Origin of the sequence: Halarcobacter mediterraneus, assembly GCF_004116625.1 — a bacterium.
Taxonomy (GTDB): Bacteria; Campylobacterota; Campylobacteria; order Campylobacterales; family Arcobacteraceae; genus Halarcobacter; species Halarcobacter mediterraneus.
The window spans coordinates 227104-245387 of the sequence record NZ_NXIE01000002.1 but is presented as its reverse complement, the minus strand read 5'-3'; the positions used below and the strand labels follow the sequence as shown (position 1 = coordinate 245387).

Here is an 18284-nt window from a genome sequence, read left to right as displayed (position 1 = left end):
TTAATCCCTATTTTTAGATAGTTTATAAACTTTTGAAAAGTCAATATCTCTATTTACATAAACACCTACTAAATCCCCTTGATTTTTATAAAGAGTAGGTTTTATATTAATAAAGTTTTCTAAAGCTATACTTGCCATATCTTTTGCATTTTCTCTTGTGTTTTCTGTATAGTCAATATTGTTATCTTCTGTATTATTTCTATCATTAATTTGATAAGCAAGAACATTAAATATATCATCAACTGCACTAAGCATAATGGCAGAACCAAATCTTAACATCCATTTATGATTTACCCAACCCTCTATACCACTACCACCTAAAGTGTCAGAAGCACCACTAAATACAGGAATAACTAAGTTATTAGGAGTCGTTATTTCTTGCCAAATTACAAATATTCTATTAACTCCATCATTCATTTGATCGTTTTTAAACATTCCAGTTATCTTTGACCCTCTTTCAACTAATAAAATATTTCCGTTTGCACTATAAACATTATCACTAACCGTACAAGAAATACCACCTTTTATACTACTTACAAGCCTAGTATTTAATGAACAACCTATATAAGTACCTTTAGGTAATAAAAAGTTAGGATCAAACTTTCTAACACTTGCACTTGAAGGTTGAAAAACTTCCCCTACATAATCAGGGTTAAAACTATCTTTAAAATTAGAAGTTGGGATATCCATAGTAGGGGTTTTAAAAGTTGGACTACTTTTATCTTCTATTAATGCTTTACTTGAACCTTTTACAATCATAGGATTATAATTTATTTTCTCTTTTTCTGTAAAAAGAGGTTTTCTTTCAATAGGTTCTATCTGTGGAGGATTAAAAGGTCTCATAATTTCTTTTAGTGTAGGAGTTGCTTTTTTCTCTCTTTCAAAATCTTTGTGCATTACTCTAGTTGTATGTGAATTATCATCTTTTTGTTTTTTGTCCTCTTCATCATCTTTAATCACATTAAAATAAAAAGCAACAACTAAAAGTATTAAAACAAGTATAGAAAAAATCATTAAAGCATATGCTTGTAATCTTCTATTTCTGTTATTCTCATCTTTATCTAGTTCAGTTAAACGATTGTCTAATTCATTATTTTCCATTTTGTATTACCTCTCTTTTAACTGAGTCGGTTGTTGTATATCTTGTTTTTTCTAAAGGATTTTTTGCGTATCCTTCATTTAATAGACCAACTACTTTTTTACCAGATCTTAAAATAATCATTTTTGCAGTTTTATGAATTACTAAAACATCATATTTTCCATCTTTTTCAATATGAGTATTAAGGATACTTTCTTCTTCATTCTCAAATAAAAACACACTAGGAATTGTTTTAGTTGTATCAAAACCTAAATAAGTAAAGACTCCATCATCATATGCAAAGTTAGGAGCAATACCCTCACTATCTTTATTTACATTCATAAAAAATTCCCAGTTTCTTGGAACTGTAGTTTTGTTTAACTCTTTTTTAATATATTTTTGTTCTTCTTCTTTTGCTTTTGCAATAAGAGCTTCTTTTGTCTCTTTTATTTTTGTATCTGGATAAACAAAATTTATTTTAAAAAATACTGTATTAAATGCTAGTCTTAAGTCAATTAAATACTCTCTTCTATCAGTAGTGATAATCAAATTAGTATTCCATTTATAGCTAGGTTTTATAACACTCTTTTTATTTATTGTTTCCCCATTTTCTGAAACTGAAACTTGAGACATATAAGCTTGAGGTTTAATAAAAACAAAATTATTTTTATTTGTAATATCCCACCCCTCTGAAAAACCAGTTGCTGCATTTATAACTTTTTCCCCATCTTCCAATTTTAAAACTGTTGTATATCCATCTTTTGCATAAATTTTAAATACTTCCTCAGGATTAAAAACTGCGAATCTTACTCTTTTATCAAAAGTTGATTTTTCAGGAATTTCAGCAGAAAAAGAGTTACTTAAAATTAGTGCTAAAACTATTATTAATTTTTTCATTAGTTTACCTCGTCATCAATTCTATATGTTAAAACTTTGTATCCTAAAGGATTTACAAGTCTTTCTTTTGCATTTTGTTTAAGATCAGGATAATAGTCATAAGAGAAAGTAAATACCTTATAACTTCTTATCAATTCTGTATTTGTAGTTAAATTTTTTGAAGATAGTTTTGCCCTAACTGTTGCGATTTTTGTTCCTGCACTTTCAGACAGAACAACACTATTTACATTTACACTTATTTCTACATCATCTTTTAATTCTTTGTCTCTTGAATCGTCGCCACTAAAAATTTTTCTATAATCAGCAGCTACATTTTCAGAAGAAAAGATTTGTGTTTCAATATAATCTTTTTGTAACATATCATAGAAATATTGTTCTCTTGTTTGCACATATACCTTTGCAAAATATTTGTCTAAAGCTTCTTGTTTTGATAATTTTTCAGTAGTTACCGTAGATATAATCTCTACTCTTCCATTTTTATCGACCATTGTCATATAAGGAACAACAGTTTTTAATGGAACTAAAACTATAATAGCAATAGCAAGTAAGCAAGTTACAAAAGTCATAGTAATAGCAACACCCCACGCCCTTCTTTGACTCTTATCATAAAGTTCTTGTTTGCTTGTCTCAAAATCTAAGGCTTTTTCTGAATCATATTTTTCAGCCATTATTTTCCTTTTTAATTTTATTTACTGGTTCCCAATTATTAGAATCAAAAACTTTATTTGGAGTACTAACATTTTTTTGGCAACCAGTTATACTAATTATAAGTATTAAAAATAAACTATTTAAAACTATTCTTACCATTTATTTTCCTTTGAATTTTCCATATACATTTTTTACTACCCTTTTTTACCTCTATATTTATCGACTTGGGTTCTAACAACTGTATAACTGCGACCAGCAGCAGAACCACTTGCACCACCTATATTTTTACCATCCTGTAGAGTTCTTCCGAAACTACTTTTCATTACACTTTCCATGCTAACCGTTGCTACTTTTTCTGCTATATGATAAGCAACATAAACTAATACTACTAATAGAACACCAACTATAATTACTTGAACACCTACATAAAAAGGATCTAAACCATTATTAATAGAGTTACCAGAATGAGAGATAAAATTCTCAAATTTATTTACAACAGCACTAAAAATTAATGTAACAGAAAGAACCGCCAATGTATTAGCAAAAAATAAAGAAAGCCATTGAGTAAACATATTTTTTAACCAACCATAGAAAAGAGCAAAGAACATAAAAGGGGCAATCATAACTAAAATCTTTAATGTAAAAGAGGTAACAATAGTTATGATAAGTGCTGGTATAGCTCCAATGAAGAAACCTAAGTAAACTAAAAGTAAAGCAATAGTACCGCTAAACATATTCCCTTTTTCATATGCCATATTTGCAACCTCTTTAGCTTTTGCAAAGAGTTGATCCATTTCAGCATATAAAGAGACTCTCCCACCTGCCCATTGATGAATACCATTCATTGCATCAATAACCATTGTAAGCCAACCACCTATATTTAAAGCAAAAGTTATAATCACTGCTTTTAACACAAGATCCCATAAAATTTCTCTTATAGGATCTTGTGTTTTACCTGCTAATATTGCATAACCTTTAATTGTAATCATAATAGTAATTGAAATACTAAATAAAATTGATAATTCAGTCATTAAATCAGAAGTTGCTGCACTATCTATTAATGAAAAAATATCATCTATTTCATCTCCAATACTTACAAACATTCCCATTTTAAACTACTTAATTTTTATGTTTTGAAACAGGACTACCAAAAGCATTACTATAATCTTGAGTATCTTTTTTTCTCAAGCTCTCTTTAAATGCCTCTTCTTTTTCGTGATCTACAATAATTTTTTCAGCTGCAATATCTTTTGCTTTTTTTTCTTTATCACTACAACCAGTAAAACCAAAAACTAACCCTAAAGTTAAACCTATTAAAATTGTCTTTTTCATTTTTTTTCCTTTTATTTTTAATGAGCTGCTTTTAATTTCCAAAAGCATTACTATAATCTTGAGTATCAGCTTTTCTCAAGCTCTTTTTAAACTCTTGTTCTTTATTCTTTATATCTATTTGATCCAAGCTCTTACTTTGTTGATTAAAAAGCTCTATTTGAGTTTTTATTACCTCGACTTGAGCCATTTTCATTTGAATAGCATTATTAATGTCTTGAGATTCTTTGATATCAGTTGAATTAGCCAATTTATTAGCTAAACTATTTAGATCATCTGTAATACTTCCTAAACTTGTATTTGCTTCTTGATATACTGCTATCTCTTGTACTCTCCTAGTCATTTTATTTTTACAAATATTCTTTTCTACACTTGTATAATAATTCTCTTCACAATCATCAAAAATATTGTATCTATCGAATAAACTTCTTGCTTTAATTGCTATTATTGAATTACCACTTAAAACATCAGTTGTTAGATTCATATAACTACCATTATAATTTTTAGCAAAATTACTAAAGTCTCGTATATCCTTAATAAACTGTACTGAATCCCTAATCTCTGTTTGACTTAAAAGCTGATCTTCATAAGCTTGTATTTGATCTGCATAATGCGTTGTAGTTTCAATCCATCTTGAAGCTTCTTCTGCCCAAGTAGCTATTTCTTGTATATTTTGAGCTAAAGATTGAGCATTTGCAACAGCATCCACAACAGGAATACCCGAACTAAAAAGTAAACTACTTGAAAGTAATATACTTAAACCAATTTTTTTCATTTTTTCTCCTTTATAAATTTAATTTCTAAGACTAACGCCCTAACGGTTGTTTTCGGTAAGTTTGCCTTAAAAAGTAGATCCTACAAGTAGGACTATTTTTTAAGTTTCCTTATCCGACTTATTAACTAGCCTTGTAATATTCTCGAAGTTGATTAACTTTTTCTTCAAGACTAAGATTTTCTTGTGCAAATATTTTTTCTATAGACTCAACATTTGCTTCTCCTGTACTTAGAATTGAAATATTTTCTTTTCCTATAGTACTTAAGTCTAAACTTGTTACAACACTTTCATCTGTTCTTTTAATCAAACATCTATAATCTGTTTTTACAAAATTTTCAATCGTTTTAAACTCTTTTTCTGTGCATTTAAAACCTTTAACATAATCATCAAAAGTTGCTTTATCATTGTAAAAGAAAATAGAAGTTGCAGATTGTTCAACAATAGTTTTAGCAATATCAAGTTCTAATAAATCACTAGCACTTTGAGTTCCAAAACCTAAAATACCATTTTTCTTTCTAATTGTTTTTAACTTATCTTTTGCCATTTCTTGAACTAAAGAATTTTCTAACCATTTCCAACATTCATCAATTAGAAGTCCAAATCTTCGACCATCAATAAGATTAGTTACTCTCCATAAAATATAAAAGCTCATAGGAGCACTAACATCTTTATCATCTAAAAATTCAGTTCCATCTATTCCAAAAAAATTAATTTCGTCAGGGAAGTCTAAAGAATCATATTCATTGTCAAATACCCACCCAAATTGTTTACCATTTTTCCATAATTCCAATCGTGATTTTAATGAGTTGTCATCATTAAAATCTTTTGTCATATTTTCTAATAAAAGAGAAATACCAAACTTTCGTTCACTTCTTGAAAATTCATTCATAATGAAATCAATCCCATTTGCTATTTTCTTTTCATCAGCTGTAGATAAAATCTCTCCATTTCTTGTTACTAAGATTTTTATTAATGTATTTAAACTTCTTATGTTTGTAGGATTATTCTCAACCATAAAAGGATTAAATCCTGTTGGTTCTCCATTAGCTAAAGATAAATAACGTCCACCACCTGCTAATATATTTGCTAAAGCTCCTTTATCTTTATCAAGATAAACTAAAGTCATTTTTTGTTTTTCATCTGGAACATTATCTGGAAATGTTTCTTTATTAGCATACTTTAAAAGTTGGTTACAAATAAAACCTAAAAAGTTAGTTTTACCTGATCCACTTTGTCCTATAACTGTAAAGTTTCCTAGAGGGAACTCCCCAAAATCATTTTTAGATGAAAATTGATGTAAATTAAAATAATAAGGTTGATTGTTAGTAGTCTTTAAAATTGTGATTGCGTCTCCCCAAGCATTGTTAGATTTTCGACCGTTTGGGAAATTATGCAAAGCTATTAAAGAACTATAATTTTTAGAACTTAATAAACTAACTCTAGGTCTTAAATGATAATTTGTAGGAAATTGTGAAAAATAAGTTGCAGGAAGTGCAATATCTGCTAAAGTAACACTTAATCCTAAATCATTTAAAGCTGTTATAACTTTATTAGTATCTTCTTTTACTCCTTTTAAAGTATCAGAGAAAACTAAAATTGAAAAATGATAATTTCCAAAACTAATTTCATTATTTGCAAGTTCATCTAAAGCTGTACTAAACTGTTCTAATTGAGTTATTGAATCATCTTCTGAACTCATTAATCTACCATGTTGTTTTTTTAATCTACTTCTTGCTTCATGTTTTTGAATAGGATCATAAGATTGAGTGATTGTGTAATTTACATTAAGATATAAAAGGCTATTTAGTATTCCAATATAAGTTTCGCTTGTATAATCTTTTATTTCTATTGCTCGTGCAAAATTTTTGCCACCATCATTATAATTTAATTGAACAGTATCCGAATTAAATTGTAAATTCCTAAGAGCTCCTATTAAATACTCATTTAAAGGTGCATTTAATGCTCTAACTTTAGTATTTTTCCCACCAATTAGATAATTGTAAAATTCCAATTGACTTGAATAACTATTGCCTTCTTTTTCATAAACTTTTAATCTATCTACTTTAAAAGCGTTAAGGTTAGCTTCTAATCGACTTGAATACTCACGCATTTTTTTTATATAAATTTTTAACTCGTTATAACGCTTTCTTGGATTAAGCTTTATAAATGATGATCTATCCACTTTATCTCTAAAAGGATTATAAATCAGAGTTAAATAAAGTTTATTAGCTTTTAAGCTACCTTTTTTAAAGTTTTCATAATATTTAGTGTTTGTTTCTTCTAAAAATTTATTTTTATATTCTGCATTTAGATTTACTTCTATATCTCGTCTAATATTATGAAAATAAAAACTTACATTTTCAGTTGAAAAAGTTTTAAAAATCATATTTAAAGATTTTTTATGTCCTTCAATTTTTTGTTTATCAGTCAATTCAAAAGGAACGCCACTTATTTCCCAAGTTGTCATTAACATAGAATCTTTATTTATTACTATGTCATCTGCAATTAATGAAGAATAAGGAATAAACTTTTCAAAAGAAGGGTTTTTATTCAATGCCAATACTGAAACCTCAGGAAAATCAATTCTTTTTTGCATTTTTCTATACTCCACAGAATGAAATGTTTTTGCACCATAATATTTTTTATTGTTAGTATTTGTTTTAAATTTTAAAAATAATAATCTAAAAATAAATACATCAATTAAAGCCATTGTTCGCATTACTAAAAAAACTGGAAAGATAATAAGTGCTAAGTACAGTTTTAAAGACCAAATTGAAAGTAATAATATAATTGCAGAAACAGAAACTAACGGAACGATAGGAACTCCCCAAAGCATAGCAGGTCGAGTCATTCCTTTGAAAAGAATTTCTCGTTCCATAATTTTTAACTTATTAAAAATGCAGCTATTTCAGCAGCACTAGCAATACAAATAGCTCCTAAGATTACACCACCAAATTCTTGTAATGCTCTTCCACCAAATAAGATTTTATATCCAACCCACATAATACAAACTGTTACCGTAATAATTGCTATTGCGTGCATTGCTGTATATACATTATCCATTAAGGTATTAGCTTTTTCAATACCACTACCAAAAACCAAACTAGGTAAAATTAAAAATAATACCAAAACTAAAAACTGAGACTTTTCTCTCATTTAAACTCCTTTTAAAATAATTTTATTATTATATAAATATTTATATAATATTAAATAAAATTATAAATTATAAGTAACATTTAAATTTATTTGTTTAGAAAAGTAACATTGAATTTAAAAAAAAATTATTTTGATATCTTTTAAGTCATATATTATACTAAAATATTAAGTATTAAAATCTTTATATAAAAATAAGAGTTGGTTTAAATGTAATGTATTAGTAGCTATATTTTAAGGTTTTATAAAGAGACGAATGTCTCTTTATTTTTAGAATTGATAGTTAAAACTAATACCTACTACTCTTGGGTCAGATGCTTGGGATACATCATAAAGACCTCTATATGTTATATATTCTTTATCAAAAAGATTTCTTACATATAATTTTGCAGACCAATTATCATCTGATTTATAAGTGATACTTGTATTTGTTATAAAAGCCGAATCAGATTTTGTTTCTTCAGTATTATCTAAAGTGGCATAACTATGACTTGTATATGTCCCATATAAATTCATCATAATATTTCTATTAAATTTATATGAACCTCCTATAGAACCAGTCCATTTTGGAGCATTTAGGAACTCTTTTCCTTTATAATCAACTCCACCTTCATTATATTCATCAAATTGTGTTTTTGCATATGCTAAATTAAAAAATAGATTTAAAGATTCATTTACATCATAATCTGTTTCAATTTCTGCTCCATATATTGAAGATTTTCCTCCATTTGTAATATAACTATCATATATACTCCCACTTGGACCTACTAATGATATTTGCATATCTTCATATTTTGTATAAAAAATATTTGTATTAAATTTAAGTGTTTTATCTAAAAGTAATGACCTAAATGACAACTCATAATTTGTAGTATATTCTGGATCAAATTCATACTCCTGCCCTAAAGAATTAATTGCACTTCCTCCTGCTCTATATCCTTTTTGTATAGTAAAACCTGTAGTTATATCTTCTTTTATAGTGTATATAAGTCCTAGCTTTGGTAATAATGCATCATATTTTGAATCTTTATCTTCTGTACTACTACTTGCAAAACCAACAGGGTCATAAGGTGTAACAGTAGTTGTTGAAAAACTATCATATACTTGTTTCTCTTTATCATATCTAAGACCTGCAATAACTGTCCATTTATTATTTAATTCATATTCTAGTTCTGTAAAAAGTGCATAATTTGTAGTTTCATCATTTCCTTCCCCAGTAGAATTCATAAAAACTCCTGGATATCCAAATCTTGTAAGTTCCATTCCTGAAAGCTTAGATGAATCTTTTTCTTTATGTAAACTATAATAAGAACCAACAACAAGTCTTAATTTATCTTCAGTATAAAGTACTTTTAATTCTTCAGATAGAACTTCATCATCCACTCCTCTAATAAATCCATCTGACTTTGTAGTATATTCACTATCTAAATATGAACTATTTGATTTAATACTCCATTTATCATCAAAATCATAATTTATATTAAGATTATAAGTATTTGAATCTACTTCCATTTTGTAATCTTTGCTAACTACTCTTCTATGTGGATATTCATTTATATCAATATTTTTTTCAGGAACTTCTCTATAGTTATCTGCAATAGTCAATATCATATCTAAGTTATCATTGGCATATCTTAGTTTTCCCCTAAGATATTTTGTTTCCCCTTTACCTACATCTTCACCTGTAGTTATATGCTTTATATCTCCATCATTTGAAGCATATTCTCCAGCTAATCTAAATGCCCAGTTTTCATTCAAAGGAATATTTATAGCTGTTGCTAATTTTTTCTCGTTGAAAGAAGCATAATCTGCTCTAAATTTATACTCTTCTTCAAAAATAGGATCTTTTGTTCTAACATTTATAGCCCCAGCCATAGCATTTTGTCCTTGTTGCGTTGACTGTGGTCCTCTTAAAACTTCAATTTGTTCTAAATCCCAAGTACTTGTAATAGAACTTCCCCATAAAGCTCTACTTGATGGGATATATGTTCCATCAACTTGATAAGATATAGTCTGACCTTCTCCCACAACTCCACTATCTTTCATTCCTCTAATAGCAAAATTTAAATCACTTCCTACTCCATTGATACCTGCTACTTTTTCAAGGACATCTGATAAATCTTGATCCATTGATGTATCTAGTTTTTCTCCTAATATTACAGAGACACTTGAATGGGTATTTTGTAAGTTTCTTTCTTGAAGTTCTCCTGTTACCATAATATCATCAAATTTATGAATACTATTATTTAAAATAGTATTTTTTTCTTTTAACTTTTTCTTTTTTATAATAATAGTTCCATCTATAATAGTAGCTTCCAATCCACTATTTTCTAAAACCTTATCTAAAGCATTTTTTACCCCACTTATATTTTCTATTTTTTGTGAGGTTTTACCTTTTATTAAATTACTATTTACCATATAAGGTATATTTACTTTTTTCGATATGTTCTCAATAGCCTCTTTTAAACTCATTGATTCTACAGTATATGATTCCTTTGCATATAGGTTTGAATACAATAAAACCGCCAGTGTTGGTGCTATTAAAGATTTCTTTAATAGATTCATTTTATCTCCTTAATTAGTATTGATTGTGAGTATTATTTATATAATCTTCATATATGAAGACGTAAAACTTAGAAAAAGAGGACAAAAATTTTTAAAAAAAATAAAGAAATTTTAGAATTTATTAAAAAGACTATAAAATATAAAGAAAGTTATCTAAGGTTTTAGCTTATTACTAAAACCTTAGATTATAGTATTATTTTCTATCTAAAGCGATTCTTCCTGAACCAATGAACATTAATGTAACAGCTCCAAGTAAGAATAAAAGAGGTGTTTCAATAGCTAAGGCACCTGATCTTTCATTTATTGCAAATATATGACTAGAATGAGCTAAATAAATTGCAAAAAACATAGTTAAAGCATAAATTAAACTACTTATTCTAGTATACAGTCCTATTATTAGTAAAATAGGAATAGCAATTTCACCTAAATAAACTCCATAAGCAAGAAATTCAGGAAGACCTGCTTTTGTTACTAAGCCTTTAATTCCCTCAATACCATTTACATATTTTTTATATCCGTGAAAAAGCATTAAAAAACCTAAATTAAGTCTAAGTATTAACTTACCAATATCTTCACATAAAACTCTTGCTAAAAAGTTTTCTATAGATTTCATTATCTAACTCCTAAATAAAATTTTTGAAATAATACTATAATAAACTTTAAGTGATAATAATTATTAATCTAATATTTTTTTATTTATATAAATTATATTTTTTTCTTTTCTTATTTTTATTGGATAGATAGTTTTTAATGCTAGTAAAAATTTATCTATTTCATTTGTATTAAAATGACCTGTGATAGGAAAGTTTATTATGTCTTTACTTTCAATAGTAATTTTATTTCTTGTATACTTTGAAAACTCTTTTACAGCTTCTTTTAGCGATTTATTATCAAAGAATAGTTTGTTATTTTTCCATAAAGCTATATTATTTATATCTATAGTTGATTTATTAAGGACTTTACTAGATTTATTTAAAGTAAGTTCTTGTCCTTTTTTTAATAAAGTGATTGTTTGCAAGTTCTCAAAGTCATTTATTTTTGAAATTTTTACAATACCTTCTTTTACTTTTATTGTTGTTTTATTTTCTTGATTTTCTACTTCAAAGGAAGTTCCAACTACTTGAATATGAGTTTTATTTGAGATTATATTAAAAGGTCTATTTTTATCTTTTTCTACTTCAAAAAATACTTTTCCATATAAAAGTTTTATTTTTCTAGTATTATGAAAATATTTTATATTTATTTTTGTCTTTGCATCAAGGGCTAATTTTGTATTATCTGGTAGTTTAAACTCTTTGATAGTTTCAATATGTGTAACTAAAGAGTTTATATAGCTAGGTTGAAGATAATAATTATAGCTTTGGAAAAGTCCTGTAAATATTATTATAAAAAAACTTGCAGCAATAGTATAAGATTTAATTTGTTCTAATATCTTTGTTTTTTTTGCTCCTTTTATAGCTTCATCTGCAAGTTCTTCTAAATATTCATCCTCTAAAGAGTTGTAAAGTGTTTGTAGTTTATTTAAACTATCATATGCTTTTTTATGTTCTGTATTTTCATTTAGCCAGTTATTAAAATCTTTTTTTTGTTTAGGTGTTAAACCTTCTTTATTACAGTTATACCAATTTACTGCTTGTTCTTCTATTTTTTCTTGTTTATTCATTTATATCCCAATCATACAAAGATAGATATTCTTTGATTTTTTCTGTAGCTCTTCTTATGTGTTTTTGAGCTGCATTTAGACTTATCCCCATTATTTGTGCTATTTGTTGTTTAGTGTATCCTTTTATAAAGTGTAAAACAAAGGCTTGTTTATTTTTTGCAGGAAGTTTTTCTACAGCTTCTTTTAATAAGTCTTTTTGTATTGAATCAAAAATCAATTCTTCAGGTTGTTCTTCTTTTGGAATTGAATGATTTTCTTCTTCATATAGGACATTTTGATAGTTTTTTTCTTTTCTGGCGTTATCTATAATAATATTTTTTGCAATTTTATACAATAAAGCCCTTTTATTTTTTATAATACTTTTTGATTCAAACTCAAGGGCTTTTGTATAGGTTTCTTGAACTATTTCTATTGCATCTTCTTTATTTTTTACGTTTTTTTGAATATAAGATTTTAATTCTTCATAAAAATGCAACATTTAATTTAATTAGTTTTTTTGTCTAATCTCATTTAATATTTTATTAGTATTTCTTGAACTAAAATATAAAGCTAATAAAAGTAAAACAATACAAATAGTAAATAAAATAATTGTAGTTAAACTCCATTCATTATTAAAGTTTTCAGCTTTTGATAGTTTTTCACTATTTGATTTAGCTTTTTCTTTCACTTCTTTTGCAAAACCTTCAAGGGGTTCTATTCCTTCTTTTACTATAGTATGTCCAGGCCCACCATCAAGAACAACTTGATAAGGTTCTTTTGGTATATCAATAGTTAACTCACTTTCTACAGGAAGTCTTTGTTTAAATAAGATTTCTCCAGAAACTAATGATTCTAATCTTACTAGTGCTCCAGCTGCTTTTTCTCCTGTACTAAATTCTCCAATAACAGTAATTGTATTATCTTCATTATTCATTACATTCATAAGTAAAGTATGTGCATAAAGTGTTGTTATTACAAATAAAGTACTTATTACTACAAATATCTTCTTCATTTTATTTTTCCTTTTTTATTTAAGTTTATTTGCCCAAAATTCTTGAACAGTTTTTCTTTGGCTTGGAAGCTTTTTAGCTACAAAATAAAGTAAAGCCCCAAAAATAAATAATCCAATATCAACACTTAAAATAGTTGTCATATTTTGAGTATAAAGTTCATAAGGATTAAAACCACTATTATAAAAGTGAATAAAAGGACTCAATACAAAAAATAGTGCTCCTATGTACAAGAATTCTTTAGCAGCTTGATAAGAGTTTATTCTATAAAAAGCCCAAGTTAAAGTTCCTATCCAAAAAATAGCGAATAATCCTTTTTGGATTAAAAATCTATTTTCCATATCAAAGGGAAGTAACCATTGTAAGAAAAATAACAATCCAGTTGCAGGAATTATTCCAATCATTCCAGAAAGACAAAATTTACTATAACCATTATAAACAGGAATATTAAGAGGAAATTTTCTAGCTTTTTTTTCTAACCAAAGTAATACCCCTAAACCTAATGCAAAAGCACATATTGTCATAATAGTAGCTATAAACAATCTTGTGAAAGTATCTACTCCAAAAAGTAAATGAAGAAACATCATACTATCATAAAAGATTCCGCTCCAATGTTTATCTAGAACCTTTTGTTGTGTTATGACTTTTCCATCAACACCACTTAATGTTACACTTGGTTTATTTGAAATACCATTTAAAAAAGGCATATATGGATTATAGCCTTCAACTTTTGCAATAGCAGAAGAATCACCCCAGTTTGTAAGTTTTATTCTTTGATAATCAATATTTGGATTTACTTCTTTTGCTTTTTTTAATAATTCATTCATAGTAAGCATAGTAACTGTATCATTTTTCTTTTCTATTCTTGGTTCAGGAGGAAAAAGAACGGGACCTGAAATAGCCCAAAGTTCATGAGTTTGTCCTTTTGAAGCTAAAAATGTCATAGGTGCAGATCCTGAATATCCTATATTCATCAAAGCTCCCGTAAGAGTAATGATAATAAAAGGAGCAAAAAGCCAAGTAAATATTTTACGATGCCATTTAGAAAATTTGCTAGCAGCGTTTTTACCTTTATCTTTGTATTTTATTATAAGAACTTGAATTAAACCACCTATTACTAAAAACATACCTGCAACTGCTACAAAACCAAAGATAATGTAACCTAAGGTTTTAAAAGGTCTACCATAGTGCATATGGTTTAAAAATCTTGCTAATTGAGAGGCTTCATCTTCATTTTTAACTTCTTTAGTTGTATTTGGATTAAATACTTTTGTCTCAGTAAATTGTGTCCAAATTCTAAGTGCAGGATCTTCCATATATCCAGGAAGTGTAATTGAAATAGGGTTTATTTTTGGATATTCAGGGTCAGCAAGAACTGGGTCTATCATAGAAGAGTAATCTATCTTTGTAACATCGGGGATTTGATAATGCCTTGAAGGTTTTTCCCAAACTTGTATATATGGAAGTAAAATAGCAAAAATTCCAAAAAATACAGCTAAATACATCAAAATAGAAAAGCTTATTCCTACAGCTACATGTACTCTTTGTAATCTTTGTTTAAATAGTTTACTTGTCTCTTTTTGTGTTAATTCTAAACTCATTTTAAACCTTATAAATTATATAAAATTGCTATCAGAACTATAAAAATAAAAGAAGGGATGACTGATTTTAAAAGAGCACTCCATTTTGTTGGAGAAATACTTATCCATAAAGCAGTTGCTGCCCAAACAAAAGTGTTTAGCAATAAAGGTACAACTATAGACTCTCCTGGTTTTCCAGGAATTATATATATTAATAAAGTCATTCCTAAATAAGAAACAAATAAACCTCCAAAGATAGAACAAAGTGTTCTAAAAAGTCCTATTTTCTTTCCACTTGTTTCAGGAATAGATAATTCTTTATAAACTAAATAAAGTTTTTCTTTCACAAATCTCCCCTTTTTTATTGACAATTTTGAGAATTATAATCATTGAATAGTAAATTAAGACTTAATCAAAAGTGCTACATGACAAGCAGGATTAAAAATCCGATTTAGCTAAATCTGTAAAAAATTTGATATAATCTCGAAAAATCACGATAAGAAAGAATAATTATGATTGATGTAAGACTACTACAAAAAGATTTTGAAAATATTGCAAATTCACTTGAAAGAAAAGGTGTTGAGCAAGAGGTTTTAGACAACTTAAAAGCCATTTCAGAAGAAGCTAAAGTAAAAAGACAAGAGATGGAAAATGTTACAGCCGAGCAAAATAAATTATCAAAAGAGTTTGGAAGATACAAAAAAGAGGGACTTGATATTGCTCCTTTACAAGCTAATATTAATGAGTTAAAAGCACAAAAGCAAGAAATGGAAGAAGAAGTTAGAGTTTTAGAAGAAAAACTTACTTCTATTGCACTTGGTGTTCCAAATCTTCCAGATGCAAATGTTCCAGATGGTGCAGATGAAGAAGAGAATGTTGTATTAGAAACTATTGGAGAGAAACCAACTTTTGATTTTGAACCAAAAGAGCACTGGGATTTAGATAACGGTTGGTTAGACTTTGAAAGAGGTGTAAAACTAGCTAAATCAAGATTCTCTGCTATTAAAGGGCAGGGTGCAAGACTTGAAAGAGCACTTATAAATTATATGCTTGATTTTAATAGACAAAGAGGTTTTGAAGAGTGGTATGTTCCATTTATGGCAAACTCTAATACACTTCAAGGAACAGGTCAACTTCCAAAATTTGAAGATGATTTATTTAAAATTGAAGGGGAAGATTTATATTTAATTCCTACTGCTGAGGTGTCATTAACAAACCTTTACAATGATGAAATTGTTCCAGCAGAAGAGTTACCTTTAATGTTAACTTCTTATACTCCTTGTTTTAGAAAAGAAGCAGGAAGTGCGGGACGTGATACAAGAGGATTAATTAGACAACACCAATTTGATAAAGTTGAAATGGTTGCTATTACAAAACAAGAAGAGTCAGAAGAAGTATTTGAAAAAATGGTTTCTTGTGCAAGTGATTTATTAACTTCTTTAGGTCTGGCTCATCAAAAGGTGCAATTATGTACTGGTGATTTAGGTTTTAGTGCAGCTGTAACTATTGACTTAGAAGTTTGGCTTCCTGGTCAAAATAAATATAGAGAAATCTCTTCTATTTCAAATACAAGAGAGTTCCAAGCAAGACGTGCAAAAATCAGATATAAAGATGGGAAGAAAAATATTTTAGCTCATACATTAAATGGTTCAAGTTTAGCAGTTGGAAGGACTTTACTTGCAATTATGGAAAACTATCAACAAGAAGATGGAACAGTAGCAATTCCTGAAGTTCTTAAAAAATATATGTAATCTAATATATATAAAACTTTTCTTGTAATTCATATGTAATACTCTAGTATTATAATTCGCCAAATTAAAAAAGGTGAGTTAATATGAAATTTACAAGAAGAGACTTTCTTAAAATATCTGCATTAAGTTTTTATTCTATAGTTGTTTCTACTGGGTTAAGTGCCTGTGGTAGTAATTCAAATTCAACAAATGTTGATTTCTTGCATGGGGTTGCTAGTGGAGATCCTACTGAAGATAGTGTAATAATCTGGACTAGACTTACTCCTGAAAATAATTTAAATGAATTAAGTCTTTCTTATGAAGTCTCAAAATTTGAAGACTTTTCTACTTTGATTCATTCAGGTGATGCAAAAGCTAAAAAAGACAATGATTATACTGTCAAAATAGACTTACAAAACTTAGAATCTGATAAAGAATATTATTATAGATTTAAAGCAAATGATAAAGTTTCAGTTATAGGAAAAACAAAAACTATTTCATCTAATCCTAGTCAAGTAAAAATGGCGGTATTTTCATGTTCTAACTATCCAAATGGATATTTTAATGCATATATGGAAGCTTCAAAAATACAAGATTTAGATGTTGTTTTACATTTAGGTGATTATATATATGAATATGGAATGTTTGAAGCTGATGGACTTACTCCTGCTTATGCTACTAAAAATGCTGTTGAAATAGGTAGAGCTTTGCCTAGTGATAATGACACAGAGCTTTTAACCATAGAGGATTATAGAAAAAGATATGCTTTATATAGAACAGATGAAGGCTTACAAGCTCTACATAAGAAAGTACCATTTATAACTGTTTGGGATGACCATGAAATAGCAAATGATACTTATAAAGATGGAGCCCAGAATCATAATAATGATACAGAAGGAGATTTTCAAACAAGAAAAATGGCAGCTTTAAAAGCTTATTTTGAATGGTTACCTATTAGAGCTTATGAAGAAGATAATAATGAGATTATCTATAGAAATTTTGAGTTTGGAGATTTAGTAAGTTTATATATGCTTGATACTAGAGTATTAAGTAGAGATAAACAATTAAACTATTCAAACTATTTTGATAAAAGTGCAAATTTTGATTCTGTAAGTTTTTCTTCAGATTTACTTGATTCAAGTAGAACAATGTTAGGAAATGAGCAATTATTATGGTTACAAAATAAATTAAGCACATCAGCTTCAACTTGGCAGGTTTTAGGTCAACAAGTACTAATGGGAAGAATGTTTTTACCAGCAGAATTACTAACATCTATTTCTCAGTTAGAAAATGATTTAACAGATGAACAAAAACTTGCTTTATTAACTCAGTTAAATGAACAAGTTTCGGAACTTGTTTCAATAAAAACAAGGATTTTATCAGGAGGTTCAACAGTAAGTGAAGAAGAAGCTTTAAGGCTTAATACTACATTACCATATAACTTAGATGCTTGGGATGGGTATTTTTATGAAAGAGAAGTTCTTTTAGGCACTTCTTTGTCTTTAGGGAAAAATCTTATTGTTTTATCAGGAGACACTCATAATTCTTGGGCAAATGAATTAAAAGATTCTAATGGAAATAGTGTGGGTGTAGAATATGCAGTTACTTCTGTATCTTCACCAGGGATGGAAGATTATGCAGGTTTAACTTCTATGGATTCTGCAAAAGCTTTTGAAAATGCAATTTCTTTTTTAATAGATGATTTAAAATATACAAACTTAAATCAAAGAGGATTTATGACTGTAACTTTCACAGAGGATGAAGCTACTACAAATTGGTATTATTTGGATAATTATGCTTCTACTAATTATAGTTTAGATGCATCAAGACAAGTATCTTTAAAAACTTTAGTTAATACAAATAAAATAGTATAAGAG

At 27.7% G+C, this 18284-nt stretch carries 18 protein-coding genes; 2 read left to right on the top strand and 16 right to left on the bottom strand.

Annotated elements, in window-relative coordinates; translation table 11 throughout:
* The 16 genes from virB10 to CP965_RS05330 form a co-directional block, all read right to left on the bottom strand.
* Positions 1-1101, bottom strand: coding sequence for a type IV secretion system protein VirB10 (gene virB10, locus CP965_RS05400; RefSeq protein ID WP_129061057.1), 1101 nt, complete (start codon positions 1099-1101; stop codon positions 1-3).
* On the bottom strand, positions 1091-1975 hold the full coding sequence (locus CP965_RS05395) for a TrbG/VirB9 family P-type conjugative transfer protein (RefSeq protein WP_129061056.1): 885 nt from the start codon (positions 1973-1975) through the stop codon (positions 1091-1093). Before CP965_RS05395 ends, virB10 begins: the two co-directional genes overlap by 11 nt.
* Positions 1975-2643, bottom strand: a complete 669-nt coding sequence (locus CP965_RS05390) for a virB8 family protein (protein ID WP_129061055.1) — start codon at positions 2641-2643, stop codon at positions 1975-1977. The genes CP965_RS05395 and CP965_RS05390 overlap by 1 nt, the downstream gene beginning before the upstream one ends.
* A complete protein-coding gene (locus CP965_RS14110) occupies positions 2636-2782 on the bottom strand; it encodes a hypothetical protein (protein ID WP_164970997.1) in 147 nt (48 codons plus the stop codon). Before CP965_RS14110 ends, CP965_RS05390 begins: the two co-directional genes overlap by 8 nt.
* A gap of 35 nt (positions 2783-2817) precedes the next feature.
* Positions 2818-3732 carry a type IV secretion system protein gene (locus CP965_RS05385; RefSeq protein WP_129061054.1) on the bottom strand — a complete coding sequence of 305 codons (915 nt, stop codon included), beginning with the start codon at positions 3730-3732 and terminating at the stop codon, positions 2818-2820.
* Positions 3733-3742: 10 nt separating this feature from the next.
* Complete coding sequence (locus CP965_RS05380; protein WP_129061053.1) at positions 3743-3955, bottom strand: outer membrane protein assembly factor BamD; 213 nt, start codon at positions 3953-3955, stop codon at positions 3743-3745.
* 31 nt (positions 3956-3986) lie between these two features.
* Complete coding sequence (locus CP965_RS05375; protein WP_129061052.1) at positions 3987-4727, bottom strand: type IV secretion system protein; 741 nt, start codon at positions 4725-4727, stop codon at positions 3987-3989.
* 121 nt (positions 4728-4848) lie between these two features.
* Positions 4849-7605: a VirB4 family type IV secretion/conjugal transfer ATPase gene (locus CP965_RS05370; protein WP_129061051.1), complete on the bottom strand. Its 2757-nt coding sequence runs from the start codon at positions 7603-7605 to the stop codon at positions 4849-4851.
* A gap of 5 nt (positions 7606-7610) precedes the next feature.
* Positions 7611-7883 carry a TrbC/VirB2 family protein gene (locus CP965_RS05365; RefSeq protein WP_129061050.1) on the bottom strand — a complete coding sequence of 91 codons (273 nt, stop codon included), beginning with the start codon at positions 7881-7883 and terminating at the stop codon, positions 7611-7613.
* A gap of 267 nt (positions 7884-8150) precedes the next feature.
* A complete protein-coding gene (locus CP965_RS05360; RefSeq protein WP_129061049.1) occupies positions 8151-10445 on the bottom strand; it encodes a TonB-dependent receptor in 2295 nt (764 codons plus the stop codon).
* A gap of 193 nt (positions 10446-10638) precedes the next feature.
* On the bottom strand, positions 10639-11058 hold the full coding sequence (locus CP965_RS05355; protein WP_129061048.1) for a DoxX family protein: 420 nt from the start codon (positions 11056-11058) through the stop codon (positions 10639-10641).
* A 63-nt stretch (positions 11059-11121) separates the two neighbouring features.
* Entirely contained in the window at positions 11122-12108 is a 987-nt protein-coding gene (locus tag CP965_RS05350) for a FecR family protein (protein ID WP_129061047.1), read from the bottom strand.
* Positions 12101-12586 carry an RNA polymerase sigma factor gene (locus tag CP965_RS05345; RefSeq protein WP_129061046.1) on the bottom strand — a complete coding sequence of 162 codons (486 nt, stop codon included), beginning with the start codon at positions 12584-12586 and terminating at the stop codon, positions 12101-12103. Before CP965_RS05345 ends, CP965_RS05350 begins: the two co-directional genes overlap by 8 nt.
* Before the next feature lie 9 nt (positions 12587-12595).
* Positions 12596-13099, bottom strand: coding sequence for a hypothetical protein (locus CP965_RS05340; protein WP_129061045.1), 504 nt, complete (start codon positions 13097-13099; stop codon positions 12596-12598).
* A gap of 15 nt (positions 13100-13114) precedes the next feature.
* Positions 13115-14698, bottom strand: a complete 1584-nt coding sequence (locus CP965_RS05335) for a PepSY-associated TM helix domain-containing protein (RefSeq protein WP_129061044.1) — start codon at positions 14696-14698, stop codon at positions 13115-13117.
* An 8-nt stretch (positions 14699-14706) separates the two neighbouring features.
* Positions 14707-15024 (bottom strand): hypothetical protein, encoded by a 318-nt coding sequence (locus tag CP965_RS05330; RefSeq protein WP_129061043.1) that lies wholly within the window; start codon positions 15022-15024, stop codon positions 14707-14709.
* Positions 15025-15189: 165 nt separating this feature from the next.
* On the opposite strand from CP965_RS05330, the gene serS reads away from it, so the two are divergent.
* Together serS and CP965_RS05320 are read left to right on the top strand one after the other, a co-directional pair.
* Positions 15190-16428: a serine--tRNA ligase gene (gene serS / locus CP965_RS05325; protein WP_129061042.1), complete on the top strand. Its 1239-nt coding sequence runs from the start codon at positions 15190-15192 to the stop codon at positions 16426-16428.
* 83 nt (positions 16429-16511) lie between these two features.
* Entirely contained in the window at positions 16512-18281 is a 1770-nt protein-coding gene (locus CP965_RS05320; protein WP_129061041.1) for an alkaline phosphatase D family protein, read from the top strand.
* Positions 18282-18284 lie beyond the last annotated feature (3 nt).